This is a genomic window from Streptomyces sp. NPDC002619 (genome assembly GCF_042889305.1).
GTDB lineage: Bacteria > Actinomycetota > Actinomycetes > Streptomycetales > Streptomycetaceae > Streptomyces.
The window spans coordinates 592,612-608,529 of record NZ_JBIAQV010000002.1 but is presented as its reverse complement, the minus strand read 5'-3'; the positions used below and the strand labels follow the sequence as shown (position 1 = coordinate 608,529).

Annotated in this window: 23 protein-coding genes and 1 tRNA gene; 4 read left to right on the top strand and 20 right to left on the bottom strand. The window is 69.5% G+C overall.

From position 1 onward, the window contains the following. Nucleotides 1–68 precede the first annotated feature (68 nt). The 4 genes from ACFYXB_RS07055 to ACFYXB_RS07040 form a co-directional block, all read right to left on the bottom strand. Nucleotides 69–1,235, bottom strand: a complete 1,167-nt coding sequence (locus ACFYXB_RS07055; protein ID WP_389578565.1) for a lipid-transfer protein — start codon at nucleotides 1,233–1,235, stop codon at nucleotides 69–71. Then, nucleotides 1,232–1,651, bottom strand: coding sequence for a MaoC family dehydratase (locus tag ACFYXB_RS07050; protein WP_351358344.1), 420 nt, complete (start codon nucleotides 1,649–1,651; stop codon nucleotides 1,232–1,234). The genes ACFYXB_RS07055 and ACFYXB_RS07050 overlap by 4 nt, the downstream gene beginning before the upstream one ends. Nucleotide 1,652: 1 nt before the next feature. Continuing rightward, the gene (locus ACFYXB_RS07045) at nucleotides 1,653–2,585 is read right to left on the bottom strand and encodes a bifunctional MaoC family dehydratase N-terminal/OB-fold nucleic acid binding domain-containing protein (RefSeq protein WP_389578563.1); all 933 of its coding nucleotides are present in this window, start codon (nucleotides 2,583–2,585) and stop codon (nucleotides 1,653–1,655) included. A 183-nt stretch (nucleotides 2,586–2,768) separates the two neighbouring features. Continuing rightward, nucleotides 2,769–3,080 carry a hypothetical protein gene (locus tag ACFYXB_RS07040; RefSeq protein WP_389578561.1) on the bottom strand — a complete coding sequence of 104 codons (312 nt, stop codon included), beginning with the start codon at nucleotides 3,078–3,080 and terminating at the stop codon, nucleotides 2,769–2,771. A 376-nt stretch (nucleotides 3,081–3,456) separates the two neighbouring features. Here ACFYXB_RS07040 and ACFYXB_RS07035 point away from each other — a divergent pair, with 376 nt between their 5' ends. Continuing rightward, nucleotides 3,457–4,326: a bifunctional DNA primase/polymerase gene (locus ACFYXB_RS07035; protein ID WP_389578559.1), complete on the top strand. Its 870-nt coding sequence runs from the start codon at nucleotides 3,457–3,459 to the stop codon at nucleotides 4,324–4,326. Nucleotides 4,327–4,370: 44 nt separating this feature from the next. Further along, nucleotides 4,371–4,802, top strand: a complete 432-nt coding sequence (locus tag ACFYXB_RS07030; RefSeq protein WP_389578557.1) for a hypothetical protein — start codon at nucleotides 4,371–4,373, stop codon at nucleotides 4,800–4,802. A gap of 72 nt (nucleotides 4,803–4,874) precedes the next feature. Here ACFYXB_RS07030 and ACFYXB_RS07025 read toward each other — a convergent pair. From ACFYXB_RS07025 to ACFYXB_RS06950, 16 genes are all read right to left on the bottom strand, one after another. Continuing rightward, a tRNA-OTHER gene (locus tag ACFYXB_RS07025) sits at nucleotides 4,875–4,994 on the bottom strand. A gap of 120 nt (nucleotides 4,995–5,114) precedes the next feature. Further along, nucleotides 5,115–5,429 carry a hypothetical protein gene (locus tag ACFYXB_RS07020; RefSeq protein ID WP_389578554.1) on the bottom strand — a complete coding sequence of 105 codons (315 nt, stop codon included), beginning with the start codon at nucleotides 5,427–5,429 and terminating at the stop codon, nucleotides 5,115–5,117. Beyond that, nucleotides 5,426–5,650, bottom strand: coding sequence for a hypothetical protein (locus tag ACFYXB_RS07015; protein WP_351358327.1), 225 nt, complete (start codon nucleotides 5,648–5,650; stop codon nucleotides 5,426–5,428). Before ACFYXB_RS07015 ends, ACFYXB_RS07020 begins: the two co-directional genes overlap by 4 nt. A gap of 162 nt (nucleotides 5,651–5,812) precedes the next feature. Then, on the bottom strand, nucleotides 5,813–6,928 hold the full coding sequence (locus ACFYXB_RS07010) for a PP2C family protein-serine/threonine phosphatase (protein WP_389578551.1): 1,116 nt from the start codon (nucleotides 6,926–6,928) through the stop codon (nucleotides 5,813–5,815). 603 nt (nucleotides 6,929–7,531) lie between these two features. Next, the gene (locus tag ACFYXB_RS07005) at nucleotides 7,532–8,710 is read right to left on the bottom strand and encodes a tyrosine-type recombinase/integrase (protein WP_389578548.1); all 1,179 of its coding nucleotides are present in this window, start codon (nucleotides 8,708–8,710) and stop codon (nucleotides 7,532–7,534) included. Continuing rightward, complete coding sequence (locus ACFYXB_RS07000) at nucleotides 8,710–8,922, bottom strand: excisionase family DNA-binding protein (protein WP_389578546.1); 213 nt, start codon at nucleotides 8,920–8,922, stop codon at nucleotides 8,710–8,712. Before ACFYXB_RS07000 ends, ACFYXB_RS07005 begins: the two co-directional genes overlap by 1 nt. Beyond that, nucleotides 8,915–10,312, bottom strand: a complete 1,398-nt coding sequence (gene repSA / locus ACFYXB_RS06995; RefSeq protein WP_389578543.1) for a replication initiator protein RepSA — start codon at nucleotides 10,310–10,312, stop codon at nucleotides 8,915–8,917. The genes ACFYXB_RS07000 and repSA overlap by 8 nt, the downstream gene beginning before the upstream one ends. Continuing rightward, complete coding sequence (locus ACFYXB_RS06990; RefSeq protein WP_389578540.1) at nucleotides 10,309–10,545, bottom strand: hypothetical protein; 237 nt, start codon at nucleotides 10,543–10,545, stop codon at nucleotides 10,309–10,311. The genes repSA and ACFYXB_RS06990 overlap by 4 nt, the downstream gene beginning before the upstream one ends. 1 nt (nucleotide 10,546) lies before the next feature. After that, complete coding sequence (locus ACFYXB_RS06985) at nucleotides 10,547–10,759, bottom strand: hypothetical protein (RefSeq protein ID WP_389578538.1); 213 nt, start codon at nucleotides 10,757–10,759, stop codon at nucleotides 10,547–10,549. Nucleotides 10,760–10,764: 5 nt separating this feature from the next. Further along, on the bottom strand, nucleotides 10,765–10,950 hold the full coding sequence (locus ACFYXB_RS06980; protein WP_389578671.1) for a hypothetical protein: 186 nt from the start codon (nucleotides 10,948–10,950) through the stop codon (nucleotides 10,765–10,767). 91 nt (nucleotides 10,951–11,041) lie between these two features. Further along, nucleotides 11,042–11,356: a SpdD protein gene (locus tag ACFYXB_RS06975; RefSeq protein ID WP_389578536.1), complete on the bottom strand. Its 315-nt coding sequence runs from the start codon at nucleotides 11,354–11,356 to the stop codon at nucleotides 11,042–11,044. A 17-nt stretch (nucleotides 11,357–11,373) separates the two neighbouring features. Continuing rightward, entirely contained in the window at nucleotides 11,374–11,559 is a 186-nt protein-coding gene (locus ACFYXB_RS06970) for a mobile element transfer protein (protein ID WP_389578533.1), read from the bottom strand. A 21-nt stretch (nucleotides 11,560–11,580) separates the two neighbouring features. Next, complete coding sequence (locus ACFYXB_RS06965) at nucleotides 11,581–12,228, bottom strand: DUF2637 domain-containing protein (protein WP_389578530.1); 648 nt, start codon at nucleotides 12,226–12,228, stop codon at nucleotides 11,581–11,583. 6 nt (nucleotides 12,229–12,234) lie between these two features. Next, a complete protein-coding gene (locus ACFYXB_RS06960) occupies nucleotides 12,235–12,414 on the bottom strand; it encodes a hypothetical protein (RefSeq protein ID WP_389578528.1) in 180 nt (59 codons plus the stop codon). 17 nt (nucleotides 12,415–12,431) lie between these two features. Beyond that, on the bottom strand, nucleotides 12,432–13,772 hold the full coding sequence (locus ACFYXB_RS06955; RefSeq protein WP_389578526.1) for an FtsK/SpoIIIE domain-containing protein: 1,341 nt from the start codon (nucleotides 13,770–13,772) through the stop codon (nucleotides 12,432–12,434). Between the two features lie 2 nt (nucleotides 13,773–13,774). After that, nucleotides 13,775–14,104, bottom strand: coding sequence for a hypothetical protein (locus ACFYXB_RS06950; RefSeq protein WP_389578523.1), 330 nt, complete (start codon nucleotides 14,102–14,104; stop codon nucleotides 13,775–13,777). Between the two features lie 158 nt (nucleotides 14,105–14,262). Between ACFYXB_RS06950 and ACFYXB_RS06945 the strand changes: the two genes are divergently transcribed. Then, the gene (locus ACFYXB_RS06945) at nucleotides 14,263–14,583 is read left to right on the top strand and encodes a putative quinol monooxygenase (RefSeq protein ID WP_389578520.1); all 321 of its coding nucleotides are present in this window, start codon (nucleotides 14,263–14,265) and stop codon (nucleotides 14,581–14,583) included. After that, nucleotides 14,580–15,815, top strand: a complete 1,236-nt coding sequence (locus tag ACFYXB_RS06940; protein ID WP_389578518.1) for a helix-turn-helix domain-containing protein — start codon at nucleotides 14,580–14,582, stop codon at nucleotides 15,813–15,815. Before ACFYXB_RS06945 ends, ACFYXB_RS06940 begins: the two co-directional genes overlap by 4 nt. Nucleotides 15,816–15,918 lie beyond the last annotated feature (103 nt).

The window sequence follows — 15,918 nt, the reverse complement described above, 5'->3', positions numbered from 1 at the left end:
AGGTGGAGTACGGGCCGGCCTCTACTCCGGGTTGACCCCTGAGGGACGGCTGGTCGGCCCGTCACGACTCAGCCCTCGCCCGCCAGCACGAGCCCCGACGTCGGCACTCCCGTCCCGGCCGTCACCAGGACCCGGCCCGCCCCCGGTATCTGGTTCACCGCCGTCCCCCGCACCTGGCGTACGCCCTCCGCGATGCCGTTCATCCCGTGGAGGTACGCCTCCCCGAGCTGACCCCCGTGCGTGTTCAGCGGCAGCCGCTCCCCGGCCACGAAGTCCGCCGCCTCCCCCCGGCCGCAGAACCCGAACTCCTCCAGCTGCATCAGCACGAACGGGGTGAAGTGGTCGTACAGGATCCCCACATCGATGTCCGCCGGGGTCAGTCCCGAGGTGCGCCACAGCTGCCGGGCCACCACGCCCATCTCCGGCAGGCCCGTCAGGTCGTCCCGGTAGAAGCTGGTCATCTGCTCCTGGGCCCGGCCGGCACCCTGGGCGGCCGCCGCGATCACCGCCGGCGGGTGCGGCAGATCGCGGGCCCGCTCCACCGACGTCACCACCAGGGCCTGGCCGCCGTCCGTCTCCTGGCAGCAGTCGAGGAGCCGCAGCGGCTCGACGATCCAGCGGGAGGCCGCGTGGTCGGCGAGGGTGATCGGACGGCCGTGGAAGTACGCCGCCGGGTTGGTCGCCGCGTACTTGCGGTCCACCACGGCCACGTGTCCGAACGCCTCCGGGGTCAGCCCGTACGTATGCAGATACCGCTGCGCCGCCATCGCCACCCAGGAGGCCGGGGTCAGCAGCCCGAACGGCAGCGCCCAGCCGAGCGCCACGCCCTCCGCCGTCGGCTCCCGGTGCCGTACGCCCGCGCCGAATCTGCGCCCCGACCGCTCGTTGAACGCCCGGTAGCAGACCACGGCCTCCGCCACGCCCGTCGCCACCGCGAGCGCCGCCTGCTGGACGGTCGCGCAGGCCGCCCCGCCGCCATAGTGGATCCGGGAGAAGAACGACAACTCCCCCATTCCGCACGCCTGGGCCACGGTGATCTCCGGACTGGTGTCCATCGTGAACGTCACGAGCCCGTCCACGTCGCCCGGCGTCAGCCCCGCGTCGTCGAGCGCGGCCCGCACCGCCTCCACCGCCAGCCGCAGCTCACTGCGCCCCGAGTCCTTGGAGAACTCCGTGGCTCCGATGCCGGCGATCGCCGCGCGTCCGCCGAGCGTGTCCCGGGTGCGTACGCTCATCGCGCGCCGCCCTCGTGCGGGACGGTGACCGTCACCGTCCCGGTCACATGCCTGCCGATGCCGTTGGCCCCGGTCACCCGGACCGTCGCGGTGTCGCCGTCCACCGCCTCGATCCTGCCCGTCAACACCATCGTGTCGCCTGGGTAGTTGGGCGCCCCCAGTCGTATGGCGACCTTGCGGAGGACCGCCGTCGGGCCGAAGTGGTCCGTGATGTATCTGCCGACCAGGCCGTTCGTCGTCAGGATGTTCATGAAGACGTCGGGGGAGCCCCTCCGCCGGGCCAGCTCCGCGTCGTGGTGCACGTCCTGGTAGTCCCTTGACGCGATCGCGCCGGCCACGATCAGGGTGCGCGTGATCGGGATCTCCAGCGGTGGCAGCTCCGCGCCCGCGATCGGCGCCACCTTCGGTGAGTCCATGTCAGACCTCACCCCCGCTCGTCCGGAAGACGGGCAGAACCTGGAGGCCCTCGCCGTCACCCGCGTCCCCGTACCGCCGGAACTCCACCCGAACCGGCAGGCCGATGCGCACCTTGTCGTACGGCACCCCCACCACATTGCTCACCATCCGCACGCCCTCGGCCAGTTCGATCAGCCCGACGGCATAAGGGGGGTCGAACGCCGGGAAGGGCGGGTGGTGCATCACGACATACGAGTGGACCGTCCCCTCACCGCTCGCCTCGACCGTGTCCCACTCCAGGCCGCCACAGCTGTTGCAGCCCGGCAGCCAGGGGTGGCGCAGTGTGCCGCAGTCGGTGCAGCGTTGGATGAGCAGACGGTGCTGGTTCACTCCCTCCCAGAAGCCGGCGTTGTCCCGGTTGATCACCGGGCGGGGGCGCCGGGCACTCGATGCCTCGGGTTTCCGGCGCGCGGGGGCGTACTTGAGGATGCGGAAGCGGTGCCTGCCCGCGAGGTCGGTGCCCACCCTGACGTCGGTGCGGGTCGTGACGAAGTACCCCGTGCCCAGCTTGGTGGTCTTCCGCTGGGACACCGACTCGATCACCGTGTCGAAGGTGACCTCGTCGCCCGGCCGCAGGGGCCGCAGATACTCCTGCTCGCAGTCGGTGGCGACGACCGAGGTGCAGCCCGCCTCGTCGAGAAGGGCGAGCATCCCGTCGTACGCGCCCGTGCGTCCCTCGTGTCCGGACAGGCCGCTCATGGTCCACGCCTGGAGCATGGTGGGCGGGGCCACGGCGTCCGGCCCTTCGTAGGCCGGGTTCGTGTCGCCCATCGCCTCGCACCAGTGCCGGATCATCGGCACGTTGACCGGATCCTTGCCGACACCGGCGACGGCGGCGCGCTGCCCCTCGTACGCCTTGAGTCGCACCCACAGGTCGTCCGGCGGACCCTCCACCGTGTCGCCCCCTTCCGACCTCGTACGGGCCGCGTCCCGGACCGGTACGAATGACAGTTTCTGACTGTCCGTCAGAAAGTGGTCCCTGTCAAGAAAAACGCCTGCGCGGCGGCACCGAAGTGCCGCCGCACAGACGTGTTACGACCCCAAAGAGCACACCCCACCAGAGACTTCAGGCCTGGGTCACCACAGGCGGGTGAAGTGGATGACGACGTTCTCGTTGCCCTGCTGGATCGCGGTGGAGGCGGAGCCGTTGACCTGCGCGGTGTTGCTCTGGTTCGAGGCACCGGAGCCGACCGCGTTCTGCTGCGTGGTGGACGAGTTGCCGTTGTTGTCGTGGCCGACCCCGCTGCCGACGATGCTCGCCACGCCGGCGTTCGATCCGTCGTCCGCGAGGGCGCCGTTGGCCGCGGCCGCGACGCCGGTGAACAGGGCGGCTGCGAGCGGAAGCGCGGAGACGGCGGCGAGAACGCGGGCGGTACGGATGCTTGCCATGTTGTTCCTCCAGAACAAGTACTCGTCGGCCTCGTGGCCGGAAGTACGTGAAGTGCGTGAAGTACGGCTGATACCAGGGAAGTTGGCCGACCGCCCCGGCGGTGGATCACGACGTCGCGAATCCAGAGTTGCCCACCGAATCCCCGGCGAACCACCCTGGAAGGAGCGATTCGTCCTCAAGCGTGATGACAAGTCGATAAACCCCTATCGCCACTTTTGATGATCTCCCATCCCATTCATGACCAGCACGGACACTTGCACCCCAAGCACCGCAAGAGGGGAACCGTTCCGGCACTTTTCTGGCCAACTTGTTCACTCCGGCGCGTCGCCGCCGCCCCCTCTTCCCTTTTTCGAACGTACGTACGAACATGGAGGCATGGCCACCACCGACCGGCAGGCCACGACGCTGGCCCTCGCACACGCCCTGTCAGCCGCCGAACGCGGACTGGCCGTCATCCCCCTGTCCCGGACGAAACTCCCGGCCCTGCGCTCCCCCCACCGGGGCCAACCCGACCCCGGCCCCTGCCACGGAGAGTGCGGCCGCTTCGGACACGGCGTGTACGACGCCTCGACCGACCCGGTCCGCATCCGCCGACTGTTCGCCGCCGCACCCTGGGCGACGGGCTACGGCATCGCGTGCGGACTGCCCCCGCACCACCTCATCGGCATCGACCTCGACACCAAGTCCGGCACGGACTCCTCGGCCGCCCTGCGCGAACTGGCCCTGCGGCACCTGTTCACGATCCCGGAGACGGTCGTCATCCTCACCCCGAGCGGCGGCCGCCACCTGTGGCTCACCGGCCCGCCCGACGTCGTCGTCCCCAACTCGGCCGGCCGACTGGCCCCCGGCATCGACATCCGCGGCGCCGGCGGCTACCTCGTCGGCCCCGGCTCCCGTACCGAGTACGGCGCCTACGGCACCGCTCCCGGAACGGCTCACCTCGCCCCCGCCCCCTGCCCGCCCGCTCTCCTCCGCCTGCTCACCCCACCCCCGCGTCCCACTCACCCGGCGACGCACCCTTCGGTCGGCGACCGCGGCCAGGGCCTGGTCCAGTTCGTCCTCGCCGCCCACGAGGGCCAACGCAACACCCGCCTCTTCTGGGCGGCCTGCCGCGCTTACGAGAACGGCATCGGCCGCGCCCTGGTCGCTCCGCTCATCGACGCGGCCCTCAACACGGGCCTGACGGAACGCGAGGCCCGAGCGACGATCGCGTCGGCCGCACGCATGACGGGACATCGCCCGTAACAACCCACGAGCCCGACCACCCGCCCGTCCCTAGGGTGTGCCCCATGTCCCTGACCCGAGTCGTCCTCACCTCCGGCCGCTCCGTCGACCTCGCGGAGCTGCGCCTCTCGTCGACGTACGGCGGGATGCTGGCGGGCTACCCGTGCAAGCCCCTCAACGACCTGCGCATCAAGGCCCTGCTCCGCACCGCCGAGCACACCTTCCCCACCACGCCCGTCCACCTGGTCCCGCCCCCACGCGAACACCCCGACCAGTACGCCGGCGCCCTCAGCCCCGTGGAGGTCCTCCCGCCGGTGGCGTGCGTCGGCAACTTCCACTCCACGGCGCTCACTCCCACCCACGACCCGGTCCTGTACCGCTCCACGCTCACGGTCATCTGGTTCCAGCCCGACCCACAGGTGCCTTCCGGCTGCGACGCGGACGCGGGGCTGCGGGGGCTGGATTGGGAGGAACTGGCCCGGGACTACGAGCTTTAGGGACAGGCATGCCAGAAGGGGTGCCCCTCGCCGAGGGGCACCCCTTCTGGCGTGCAAGGCTCATGGCCTGTGCGGAGGCGGTGGGTTTTGAACCCACGGTGACATCGCTGCCACGACGGTTTTCAAGACCGCCCGACAGTCGGTCCTCGGACCATGTGTGACGTGCTCCTTTCCCAACTGCACGTGCCTTACAAGCCGTGCCCTGGCCAGAGGATGGCCACAGCGCAGGCCCGCTGTTCGCTCCGGTGCCGCGAGCGGCCGCTCTTCAGTCCGTATCCGTGGGGAGGGCTTGGAGAAGGTTGGGGACGGCAGTCACACCACCCGACGTATTCCTTGCGCCGTGGCGTTGTCGCGGTACGAGGCGGTGAAGCGGGCAGTGTGGCATGGCGAGGCGGATCCGGCCGGGTAGCCCCAGGGCTCGTCCGGCCACACGGCCAGCGGGCGAGCCTCGGCCTCGTCGGCCAGGACCAGACGGGCATCGGGCATGGTGCCGTACTCACCCACCCAGGACACGAACTTGCCGCGCGCCACGGCCTCGTCGGACCACCAGCCGTGCTGTACCGGGCGGCCGACGGAGGCGAGGACGAGGTGGTAACGCCCGGCGTTGGGCGCGGCCGGTTCCATCACGCCAGCCGGATGCCGCGGCTGCGGCCGGGGTCGCGGACGATGGCGCCCTTCGTCTCCAGTTCGACCAGGTGATAGTGCACGGTCGAACGGCTCCTCAGGCCCATGGCTGCGCCGATCTCCTGCAGGGTCGGCGCTTCGCCGCGCTCGATGATCTGTTCGCGGATGTGGCGGAGGATCCGCTCTTGGATTTCGGTGGGGTGGTCGACTCGGTGCCTGCCCATACCGTCGATTAGAGCGCGTGTTCGAATTCCGGGGCAAGCGGACATAGACTCCTGCTCGTGAACGACTGTGACTGAGCCCGGTAGTTGGCCTTTTGGCGTTTCAGTTGGCCAGTCACGTGCACAGGCATCGATGTGGTCTGACTGGGCGCGTTGCGGGCCGGGTCATAGGTGCACGATGACAAGGGCGGTGTCGTCGGTGACGCCGCCGGGCGGGAGCAGGTCGGCCAGCAGGGCGTCGGCGAGGGTTTCGGGGTCGGCTCTCTGGTGGCGGGCCAGGGAGCCGGCGAGCCGCGCGAGGCCGGTGTCGATGTCTTCACCGCGGCGTTCGACCAAGCCGTCGGTGTACAGCACGAGGCATGCGCCCTCGGCGAAGGGCACGGTGGCCTGCAGCCGGGGGGCAGGTTGAGGACAGGCGCCGAGTGGGGGGTCGGTGGCCTGGTCCAGGAACTGGACGGTGCCGTCGCTTTGCAGAAGGGCCGGCGGGGGGTGGCCGGCGCTGCTGTAGGTGATGTCGTGGGTGTCCCAGTCGACGAACGCGTTGGCCACTGTGGCGTTCTCGGCGCCGGCGACGGAGCGTGCGTACAGCTCGAGGACTTCCAGGGCCCGGGCGGGACCGTGGGCGGCGCGGGATGCGGCGCTGAGCGCGCTGCGCAGTTGCCCCATGACGCCCGCCGCGGACAGCCCGTGACCGACCACGTCGCCCACGGCGACCCCGAGCCGTTCACCGGGCAGATCGACCAGGTCGTACCAGTCACCGCCCACGTACAGCGCGCCGACGGCCGGCCGGTAGCGCACGGCCACCGGATGGCGTCCAACCGGGCGAGGAGCTGGCAGCATCGCCTCTTGCAGGCTCAACGCGACTTCGCGGGCGCGGATGAGTTCGGTGACCTCCTCCACCCGGTGCAGCAGCATCGCCACCCGCCCGTCCGGCCCGAAGAGGGGAATGTTGGTCAGACTCCAGTAGCGCTCGTCTCCGCCCACGGGCCGACCGGGGTCCGGCGGGTCGAACCGCTGCAGCTCCATGGTCTCGCGCTCGCCGGTTTCCGCCACCCGGCGTAGTGACGCCACGACATTGCGCAACAAAGCTACGTCGGGGTGGTTCGGGCGGTCGGCGAAATCGTCGGGCATGTAGCGGCCGATTTCTTGCTCACGGGTGCGGCCCAGGAGGCGCAGCCAAGTCTCATTGACGTCCGCATAGACCAGCTGCAGGGTCAGGAGGGCCGCCGCCCCGGGAAGGGCCTGGAACACCGCTTTGCAGCCGATCTCCTGTTCCATCATGTCTGTTTCACCTCGACCCACTGACCTCTCTTTTCACGATAGGCCCCGCGAGCCACGGCGGTACTCCCCTTGCCGTGGAACTGGGCAGGTCACACGGGCGGCCCGCGCGCCTGCAAGCGCGGGCTGGAGGGGACGGTTCAGCGGCCTCGGCGCCCGTCGGGCGGAAGAACGGCTGGCAGCTCGCCGAGTAGGCCGGTCACAGCGCGCCTCATGGGTGCAATGCCCGCACCTGGTTCCGCATCCGCCGCCGCAGATCAGCCCGGCTGAACCTGTGGCCAACCCGCAGCAGCACCCCGTCCGGCTCTCCCGCTTACACATCCGGGCACACATCATCTGCACGATCAGAACAACAGCGATCGAGGACCGGCGGTCACGAACTTCCGCCACATGACGGCCAGTCAGGTCGCGAGGTGGGATACCGCCGAATCAGGGTGAGACAGGGTGAACACAGAAGGGGTGCCCTCCAGACAAGGGCACCCCTCCTGACCTGCAACGCTTATGACCTGCGCGGAGGCGGTGGGATTTGAACCCACGGTGACATCGCTGCCACGACGGTTTTCAAGACCTTTGCCCGACCATGTAGGCCGATGGCTCCACCGCAGGTCAGATGGGTGCGAGCACCCCGGCGGAGCCGTCGTCATCGTCGTCGTGCCCGCTACGTGCCCCAGGCTCGTGATCGTGCCCGTTGAGCCAGGAGTCCGCCGCTTCTGCCACCTGATCATCACGACCGGCGACCGGGCGAGCGTAGTGCCGGGTCGTGACGCTCGCGTTCGAATGGCCGAGCCGGTGAGCGGCAGTCATCACGCCGTACCGGTCGGCAACCCACGTCCCATGTGAGGCACGGAGATCGTGCGGGGTCACATCGCTCAGCCCGGCAGCCGAGACGGCACGGTTGAAGTACGCCTTGCGCCACTGGTTATAGCGCAGCGGCTGTCCGCCGGGCGTCGTGAACAGGAGCGCGTCATCCCCGCCGGGCAGGGTCTCCAGATGCTTCCCGAGCCGCTTCGCGAGCGACGGGCCAACGCGAAGGAGCCGCTTCTGGTGCGACTTGGGAGTGTCGAAGACCAAGGTGCCGTCCGCTTCGGCGAGGTTCTCATCCACCAGGACAAGTCGGCCGGACACGTCGATGTCCACGCGCCGAAGAGCGAACGCCTCGCCGACACGCAGGCCCGCGTACGCGAGGAGCGCGATCAGCAGATCATGCGGCTTGGCTGCACTTCGTACGATCCGCGAGGCTTCGAGCGGGGTGAGGATATGTGGCTCCGTCTGCGGCATCCGAGGCAGCTTCACGCCCCGGCATGGCGTCTGCGGGATCATGTCGTTGTCGACCGCCGACCGCATGATCTGCGACAGCACCCGGTACGCCTGCCTGATGCGCGAAACACTGAGCCCCTTGCTCTTCATCCCACCAACCCACTCGGCGATCGTGATCGGCCGGAGGCTCGACAGCTCATGGTCGCCGAGCGTCGGATTGATCACCGAATTGATCAGGGATCGATACGACGCTTGAGTCGTGTGCTTGAGCTGCGGGGAGACAGCGGCGAACCAACGGGCCGCCCAGTCGCGTACGGTCGTCTGCCCTTCAGCCGGGTCGAGCCAGCGTCCCTCTTCGATCTCGATGCGCTTCCTCATGAGCCATCGGTCAGCGTCCGTGGACGTGGCGAACGTTCGATCAGCGGGCCGGAGCGCGCCGTCAGGCCCTGGGTACCGGGCTTGAAAGCGGCCGGAGGGAAGCTTCCGGACACGACCGAAGGTCCGGCGGGATTGGCGTTTGCCGGCCATCAGGCAGCCCTCCCCAGATGCGTCGGCCGCAAGTCGATCGGCTCCACGGTGTTGGCGGCAATGAACTTGCGTACGGCGCTTTCCGAGATGCGTACGTGACGGCCGACCTTGACGTACGCGATGCGCCGCTCTTCGATCAGGCGCCGGGGGAAGCGCACGGACGTCCCGAGGACTTCGGCGACCTGGCCAACGCTGAGGTAGCGCTCATTCATGATCGTGCTCTCCTTCCTGACGCAGGTCTGCCAAGGCTTCTTGGGCGGTTTCGCGGTTGAGTTGGATGTCGCGGCGGATGGTGGCGGCGAGCCAGGATTCGCCGGGGGTGTGGCCGTGGCCGGCGTAGGTCCAGTGGGCGAGGGTGAGCGTGGTTGCCTCCGGGTCGTCGTCGGGGTCGGGCAGGCCGAGGGCGGCGCGTTGCTGGGCTGCGCGGTAGTCGGCGCGGACCTGGCGCAGGGCGCCGAGGGTGGTGGAGTAGCGGCGGGACTTGGTGGAGAAGTGGCCGCGGAAGCCGAGCATGTGGGCCCAGTCCCGTAACTTCCGGTCCGGGTAGAGCGGGTGGATGTCGAGGCAGGCCTCGATCAGCCGGCGCGGGTGGTCGGGCACCTCGAGCAGGGTGAGGGCTTCCTTGTTACCGATCCGGCGGTCCACGGTGCCGGTCGTCTCGGCGGCTTTCGTGGCGTACTTGGCGACGTAGGAGGCGACAGCCTGTTCGGTGATCTCCTCACCGTGGCCGAAGGCGCCGATCGGCTGGACGTCGAGCTGCGTGCCCCACCGAAGGGTGCGTGTGGGTTGGTCACCGGCGGGCGGCACGTCGACCGTGACGCGGGCGGCTGCGGCGTGGATGGCGTCGGCGAGCAGGCCGAGGGTGGCCCAGACGGGGGGCGGGGTGTCGGGTCCCTCGGGTCCGTCGAAGCGGATCACGGCGTGGAAGTGGACGGCCCCGCGCTTTTGGTACTCGGCGACCTTGCCGAAGGAGACGCGGGACTGTTCGTGGGCGGCTTTCTGGGTGAGGCCGGCCCGTTTCGCGATCTCGCGGCGCAGGTAGATCGTGAAGTAGCGCCACAGGTCGGAGGCGTGGTTGTTCCACAGCACGGCGCCCGCGTAGTCGTAGGAGTCCGGGTCGAGCGGGGTGCCCAGTTCGGCTGCGTCCTCGGCGTGATGGGTACCGCAGCGGCAGGGCCGGTTGCCGGGCCGGTTGTGGACAGGGCCGAACGACGGCGCGGTCAAGGTGGCGAAGACCCGGGGGTGGTCCCGGATCGTGTGCGGGGTTCCCTTGTCGGGATCGCCGACGAGGCCGGCGCGGATGAGGTGGTAGGTGTCGCCGGCGTAGGTCCAGGCGCAGGCCGGGCAGCGCGAGGCACGCCGGTTCCCGCAGGCCACGCGGAGGACACCGCCGGGTTCGGCGTCGGTCGAGTAGGAGTGGAGCACCTGCCCAGTGGCCGCGTCGCGCGTGACGGTCGAGCCCATGAGCCGGATCGGGTCGGTGCAGCCGCCGGTGCGGCGGAGCTGTTCTTGGATGCGGTCGAAGCCGGGGGACCCGGCCAGCCTCAGCAGGTCGCCAAGGGTGGCCGGGTCCAGGCCTGCCGTGGTGGCGGTGTCGGTCACGCGAGCGCCTCCGGCACGTCTGTGGCCATGGTGTCCAGGGCGTTAGCCGCGTCGATGGCTGCGGCGGCCAGGTTGCGCAGGGCCTCGGAGGTGCCAAGAGACGCGATCAACGCGACCTCGATGAAGTCACCCCCGATGCGGAGGCTGACGAAGGGGTTGGCGTGCTCGGCGAAGGATGTGACACGGAAGCGGGTGTCCGGCTCGATGTGGATCGAGGTCGTAAGACTCTTCACCTCACTTGCCCCCCTTCGCGTGCGCGGGGCCGTGGTTGTCGGTGTAGTCCGCCACCAGGGCCTTGACGTCGTCGTCGCCGTTGGCGTGGTCCTCGGCGCCGCAGCCGCCGCACACGTAGTCGCCCTGTGCGCGGGTGTACTGGGTGCCGCCGCGGACGCGCAGACCGGGGCGGTCCTCGGTAGGCGTGAGGTCGGCGGGGAGCTTGCGGAACATGCCACTCACCTCCCGGCCGGAACGGTCGAGGCCGTGGCGGGGGTGGCGTGGCCGGTGCCGCGGCAGGCCAGGCAGGCGACGGTGAGGGTGGCGCGGGTGCCGTCCAGGTTGCGGGTACCGGTGGTGATCGCGACGGTGGCGAAGCCGTCGCAGTCACGGCAGACGCGCGTGCTCGGGGCGTGCTGGGGCATCATGGGGCTTCCCTTTCGGGTCCGTTGGATCAGGAAGAGGTGCAGGCACCGGGGCGGCGGATCTTTGGCGAGAGAGCCGCCCCGGGGCCGTTCAGCGCTGCTTGTCGAGGTCCTTCAACAGCGACTTGAGGACGACCGCGACCACAGCCACCGACATGGCGGTGATGGCAACGGCCAGGAGCATGGAGACCAGGACCGCGCCGACGACCAGGACCACAGCCCCGCCACCGGCGGCGAGGGCGAGCGCGCTGCCCGGGGTGAGCTGAACAGTGGGCCGGTTCGGCGCCGGGGCGACCGGGACCGGGCTTGTCTGCGGAGCGGGAACCGGGGCAGTCGCGGTGGGCGGCTGCGCCATGGTGGTCGGGGTGGGGGCGGTGTCCGGGGTCGGGTACTTCGGGGTGAACACGGCGGATCTCCTCTCGGTCAGGCGTTGCAGCGGTGGGTGCGGGCGGCGAGTTCAGCGGCCGAGCGGTCGCGGTGCTCGGTGGAGAAGCCACAGCCGGGGGCAGTGCAGGCAGCGGTGTGCCGGGTCTGGCCACGGCCGTTGTTGTAGGAGCCGACCTTGACCGGCCCGATCTGCACCACGCCGTAGAAGCGATTCGGGCGCATCGGGCGGAACCTCTTTCGGGGTCAGGTGAGTTGGAGTTGGGCGGCGATTGCCTGGCAGGTCGAGGCGGGCAGGCCGAGCCGGGCGGTGAGCGCGCCGGCGGTGATCGGCTCGCCCGTCGTGTTCCGGTGCGCGTCGGCGATCGACCGCGCGTGATCGAGCAGTGCCGACGGAACAGCCGGGGTGGCAGTGGCTGGCTTGGGTGGTGCCGGGGCCAGTTCCGCCGCCGGTACCGGTTCGGGTGTGTCGGTGCGGTGCATCTCGACTTGTGGCGACACCGGTCCGGGGTTCGGTTCCGGTTCCGGGGCGTTCGGAGTGGGAGCGTGGACCAGGAGGGTTCCGCCGAGGAAAGCGAGGGCGGGCCAGCCGGCGACGAGGATGCGCAGCCAGGCCGGCACGTGGTCCATGTCGAGCAGGCCGGCCGTGGCGACATTGGCGCCGAGCGAGGCGCACAGAGCAATCGCGAACCAGGTCCAGGACGAGCGGTCCCGGCCGGTGCGCAGCCTCCGCCAGGCGGCGACCAACAGCAGGTCGACCGAGACCGGATAGGCCCACGCCTTCCACCCGGACTGTCCCGCCGCCGCAGCCAGATCATGCAGGTGCGCGAAGGACAGCGCACCGGCGATCACGGCTTGGATCAGGACTGCATCGGGGCGGATCGAGCGGTTCACGGCGGATCACTCCTCACTGGCCGCGGCTTCGCCGGTGCCCAGGCAGGTCAGGCACAGGGCCGCTTGCCGATCACTGGTGACACGACCTTTGCGGGCACCGACGCGGACGGTTTCGGCGATCTCCCCCTTGCCGTTGCAGTCAGGGCAGCAGGGGGGCTTGGGCTTGGCGTTCTTACGTGTGGCCATGACGGGCTCTCCCCCTTTCAGTCCGTGACCGGCAGCGGCTTGACCGCGGGCGATCCGGACGCCGGGGCGTCGGCGGGCACGTGCGGACGGAAGGGATCGAGGGCGGGGAAGTCGGGGACGAGGTGGGCGAACTCCCGGCACACCGCGTGTGCTTCCTCGCGTGAGGTGTGCGGGGTGCGGATCTTCGCCCAGCCCCCGGAGGAATCGGCCGCGACCGCCGTTCCGGGGCGTTCGGCCGGTATGAGACCGGCGGCCAGGACCGCGTCCGGGGCCACGTCGGCGAGCCCCATTTCAGCGGTCTGCTTGTCGTTGACCCGGTGCACCACCCGGCCGGTGAGCTGAGCGCGCAGCATGGTGGCGCCCTTGCCCAGCTCCGAGCCGAAGCGCTGGCCGCAGATCTCCAGGTGGATGCCGACCGCGCGGGCCATCTGTGCCAGCCGGATCAACGAGGTGACGATCCGCTCCCGCCGCTCCTCATCCTTGCGGGAGGCGATCAGGAACAGTTCCGCCACCTCGTCGACCAGGACGACGACCGGCACCGGCCGCAAGCCTTCGGGCAGGTCCCACACGTCGGAGACGCCGTGCAGGCTCAGCAGGTCGAAGCGGGATTCCATCTCCGCCACCAGTACATCCAGCAGCGACGCGGAGTCGTCCGGGTTGGTGGCCAGGGCCGACAGTCGAGGCGCGTAGGCGGACTGTTCGACACCGCGCTTGCAGTCGATCCCGACCAGCGCCACCGGCAGCCGCGCCAAACCCTTGATCAGGTTTCGCTGGTAGACGGACTTTCCGGAGTTGTTGGCGCCCAGGGTCAGCGCCATGGGCACCTTGCGGTAGTCGCGGACGAACGCGGTCCCGTCCTCCCGCAGCGCCACCGGAACCGCCAGGCCCTCCGGGCGTGCCCCGCGCGGCATCTGGACCCGGCGCAGCACGTCATAGCCGGTCATGCGCAGCTCGACGTACCCGGGCTTGGTCTCGGCGATGGTCACCGAGTGCACGCCCCAGGCGTGCCGCAGCCGCTCGGAGGCGGCCACCAGATCGGCCGGCTCCAGGCCGGCGGGAAGCCGCAGCGTCACCCGCAGCCCCGTCGACGTACCGCGAACCCGGCGGACCTTCGGCGGGACCGGCAGCACCTCACGATGGGCCACGTTCTTCGTGATGAACGCCCGCAGACGCGACGGCTGCACCGTCAGCCCGCACACGTCCATCGTCGAGCGGTAGGTGATCGTGAACCGGCCCCAGGTGACCGGCAGTCCGACCAGCGACCAGTACACGCGCGGAGCGCGTACCTTCGCATAGCCCAGACCGCCGGCCCCCGCTAAGGCTCCCGTGGCCTCCAGCCACATCGTCAGGTCCGTCATGGTCAGACCGCCGACGTGACCGCGACCGCACGGAACGAGATCCCGTGCCGCTTCTGCCCGTTGAACTCGTTCTCCCAGTCACGAGCCTTCAGGCCCACGACCTTGACCGGCGTTCCCGGCGCCAGACCCTCCGGGAGACCCGTCTCGGGGATGGTGACCTGGTAGAGGTTCCCCTCCCCCTCGTCCGAGACCAGCAGGCCCACGGTGGACAGGCCCGCACCGGTCTCCCGGTCCACGGCCCGCTCACCGGTCTTCTGGCTGACCAGCTTCGGCGCCGGCGCGGTCGCCACGAACACCACAGCGGTCGAAAGATCAATCTTGAAGGACGGCATTGCGTCTCCTCCGCATGGCAGTTGAGCCACCCGATCGCTTCAGGTAGCAGCTTCACTACGACCGTATCCACAGGAAAACTGCGAGTCAACAGAAAAACTGCGACTAGTAGCAGAACTCCAGGTCTGCGAGACTGGATGCGACGGAGAAGGAGAAGGAAATGGCCAACTACGGGCTTTTTGTTCGCTTCACGCTGCGCGAGGGCGCCGGCGAGGCGTTTGACGCACTGATCCGAGAGACCGCCGCAGGCATCCGGGCGCACGAGCCCGGCACTCTCGTCTACGCGTGCCACGAGGTCGAGGGCGCGCCCAATGAGCGGATCTTCTTCGAGCTGTACGCCGATCGCGCCGCCTTCGAGGAGCACGAGCGCCAGCCCCACACGCGTCACTTCCTGACGGAGCGCGCCAAGTACATCGAGAAGACCGAGGTTGACCGCCTCCAGCCATACGCCGGCAAGTACCCGACCGAGGCCGAGAAGTGACGACTTACGACACCAAGGCCGTCGGCCAGAGGGTTAAGGAGCTGCGCCGCGCCGCAGGCATGTCGCAGAGCGACCTTGCCGCCGCGATGGGGCGCTCAGAGAGCTGGGTGTCGCAGGTCGAAAGAGGCGTGCAACCCGTAGAACGGTTGTCGGTCCTTCAAGCTCTCGCCGATGCGCTCAACGCACCCGTGCGCGAGCTACGGCCGGACGCTGCCCCGGCGGAGGAAGCCGAGCCAGAGGAGCCGACGGAGAGCAACGACCTTGACGGGCTACGCGTAGCGCTCACCGGTCACCCAGCACTGGGCAGCCTCTTCGACCAACCCCCGGCTGAGCCGACCCCGGCGCTCGCCGATTTCCGTCAGAGCGTCGACAAGGCGTGGTCGCTCGCACATGCATCGAGCTACGCCGCGTTGAGCGATCACCTCGCGAAGCTCCTGCCGTCCATCGAAGCGGCGGTACGGCACGCGCCGGCGGGAGACCGAACAGAGCTGCACGCGCTGCGGGCCAAGGCGTACCAAGTAGCAGCAGCGAGCTTCACCCGCCAGGACCAGGCCGACGCAGCATGGGTTGCGGCCGACCGAGCGCTACAGGCGGCCGAGCTCGCAGGTCAGCCACTGGAAGTGGTCGCGAGTCTGTTCCGCATGGCGCACGCCTTCATGCGGCAGCAGCACATGGAGCAAGCCGAGCAGGCAGCGAAGTCCGCCGTGACTGTCATGGCTCCACGGGCAGAGGCTCCCGCATGCCCGCCGGAAGAACTGTCGCTTCTCGGCGCCATGAATCTCGTCCTCGCAGTGATCAACGCAAGGGAGGGGAATCGAGGGCAAACGCACGCGCACATTGACCGGGCACGAGAGATCGCGGCGCGGTTGGGTGGGGACCGGAACGACTTCGACACGGAGTTCGGACCGACAAACGTCGAGATCCACGCCGTAAGTACGGCTGTGGAGCTGGGAGATGCAGGTCTTGCCCTAGAGGTGGCCCAGCGGGTTGACGCGTCGGAACTTTCCTCGGAGCGGCAGGCACGTTTCCTGCTTGACGTGGCGCGAGCACACGCGCAGCGGCGACACGTCGGTGAGGCCACAGCCGCACTCTTGGAAGCCGAGGCCTTGACCCCCGAGCAGATTCACGACCATCACTTGGCGCGCGAGGTCATCCGCGACCTCATCCAGCTCACAGAGCCCCGAGTCCCCGAATCGCTGCGCGGCTTGGCCGAGCGGAGCGCCGTTGGCTAAGCGATCTGTTACAGGTTTCTCTACCTCATCAAGCCCCGGCTGCGCTCCGCTCCGCCGGGCGCGCTCCCGGCTCCGCTGCGGGCGACGCTCCTGCCTTCGGCCC

Excerpts from the sequence above, each read along its gene's own strand:
- ACFYXB_RS07015 (WP_351358327.1), bottom strand. The coding sequence starts at position 5,650 with ATGGGCAGGCACCGAGTCGACCACCCCACCGAAATCCAAGAGCGGATC.
- ACFYXB_RS06960 (WP_389578528.1), bottom strand. The coding sequence starts at position 12,414 with ATGGCCACACGTAAGAACGCCAAGCCCAAGCCCCCCTGCTGCCCTGAC.
- ACFYXB_RS07035 (WP_389578559.1), top strand. The coding sequence starts at position 3,457 with ATGGCCACCACCGACCGGCAGGCCACGACGCTGGCCCTCGCACACGCC.
- ACFYXB_RS06955 (WP_389578526.1), bottom strand. The coding sequence starts at position 13,772 with ATGACGGACCTGACGATGTGGCTGGAGGCCACGGGAGCCTTAGCGGGG.
- ACFYXB_RS06985 (WP_389578538.1), bottom strand. The coding sequence starts at position 10,759 with ATGTTCCGCAAGCTCCCCGCCGACCTCACGCCTACCGAGGACCGCCCC.
- ACFYXB_RS06970 (WP_389578533.1), bottom strand. The coding sequence starts at position 11,559 with ATGCGCCCGAATCGCTTCTACGGCGTGGTGCAGATCGGGCCGGTCAAG.
- ACFYXB_RS07005 (WP_389578548.1), bottom strand. The coding sequence starts at position 8,710 with ATGGCCGGCAAACGCCAATCCCGCCGGACCTTCGGTCGTGTCCGGAAG.
- ACFYXB_RS07055 (WP_389578565.1), bottom strand. The coding sequence starts at position 1,235 with ATGAGCGTACGCACCCGGGACACGCTCGGCGGACGCGCGGCGATCGCC.
- ACFYXB_RS07000 (WP_389578546.1), bottom strand. The coding sequence starts at position 8,922 with ATGAATGAGCGCTACCTCAGCGTTGGCCAGGTCGCCGAAGTCCTCGGG.
- ACFYXB_RS07040 (WP_389578561.1), bottom strand. The coding sequence starts at position 3,080 with ATGGCAAGCATCCGTACCGCCCGCGTTCTCGCCGCCGTCTCCGCGCTT.
- ACFYXB_RS07050 (WP_351358344.1), bottom strand. The coding sequence starts at position 1,651 with ATGGACTCACCGAAGGTGGCGCCGATCGCGGGCGCGGAGCTGCCACCG.
- ACFYXB_RS07030 (WP_389578557.1), top strand. The coding sequence starts at position 4,371 with ATGTCCCTGACCCGAGTCGTCCTCACCTCCGGCCGCTCCGTCGACCTC.
- ACFYXB_RS07010 (WP_389578551.1), bottom strand. The coding sequence starts at position 6,928 with ATGATGGAACAGGAGATCGGCTGCAAAGCGGTGTTCCAGGCCCTTCCC.
- ACFYXB_RS06950 (WP_389578523.1), bottom strand. The coding sequence starts at position 14,104 with ATGCCGTCCTTCAAGATTGATCTTTCGACCGCTGTGGTGTTCGTGGCG.
- ACFYXB_RS06980 (WP_389578671.1), bottom strand. The coding sequence starts at position 10,950 with ATGCCCCAGCACGCCCCGAGCACGCGCGTCTGCCGTGACTGCGACGGC.
- ACFYXB_RS06945 (WP_389578520.1), top strand. The coding sequence starts at position 14,263 with ATGGCCAACTACGGGCTTTTTGTTCGCTTCACGCTGCGCGAGGGCGCC.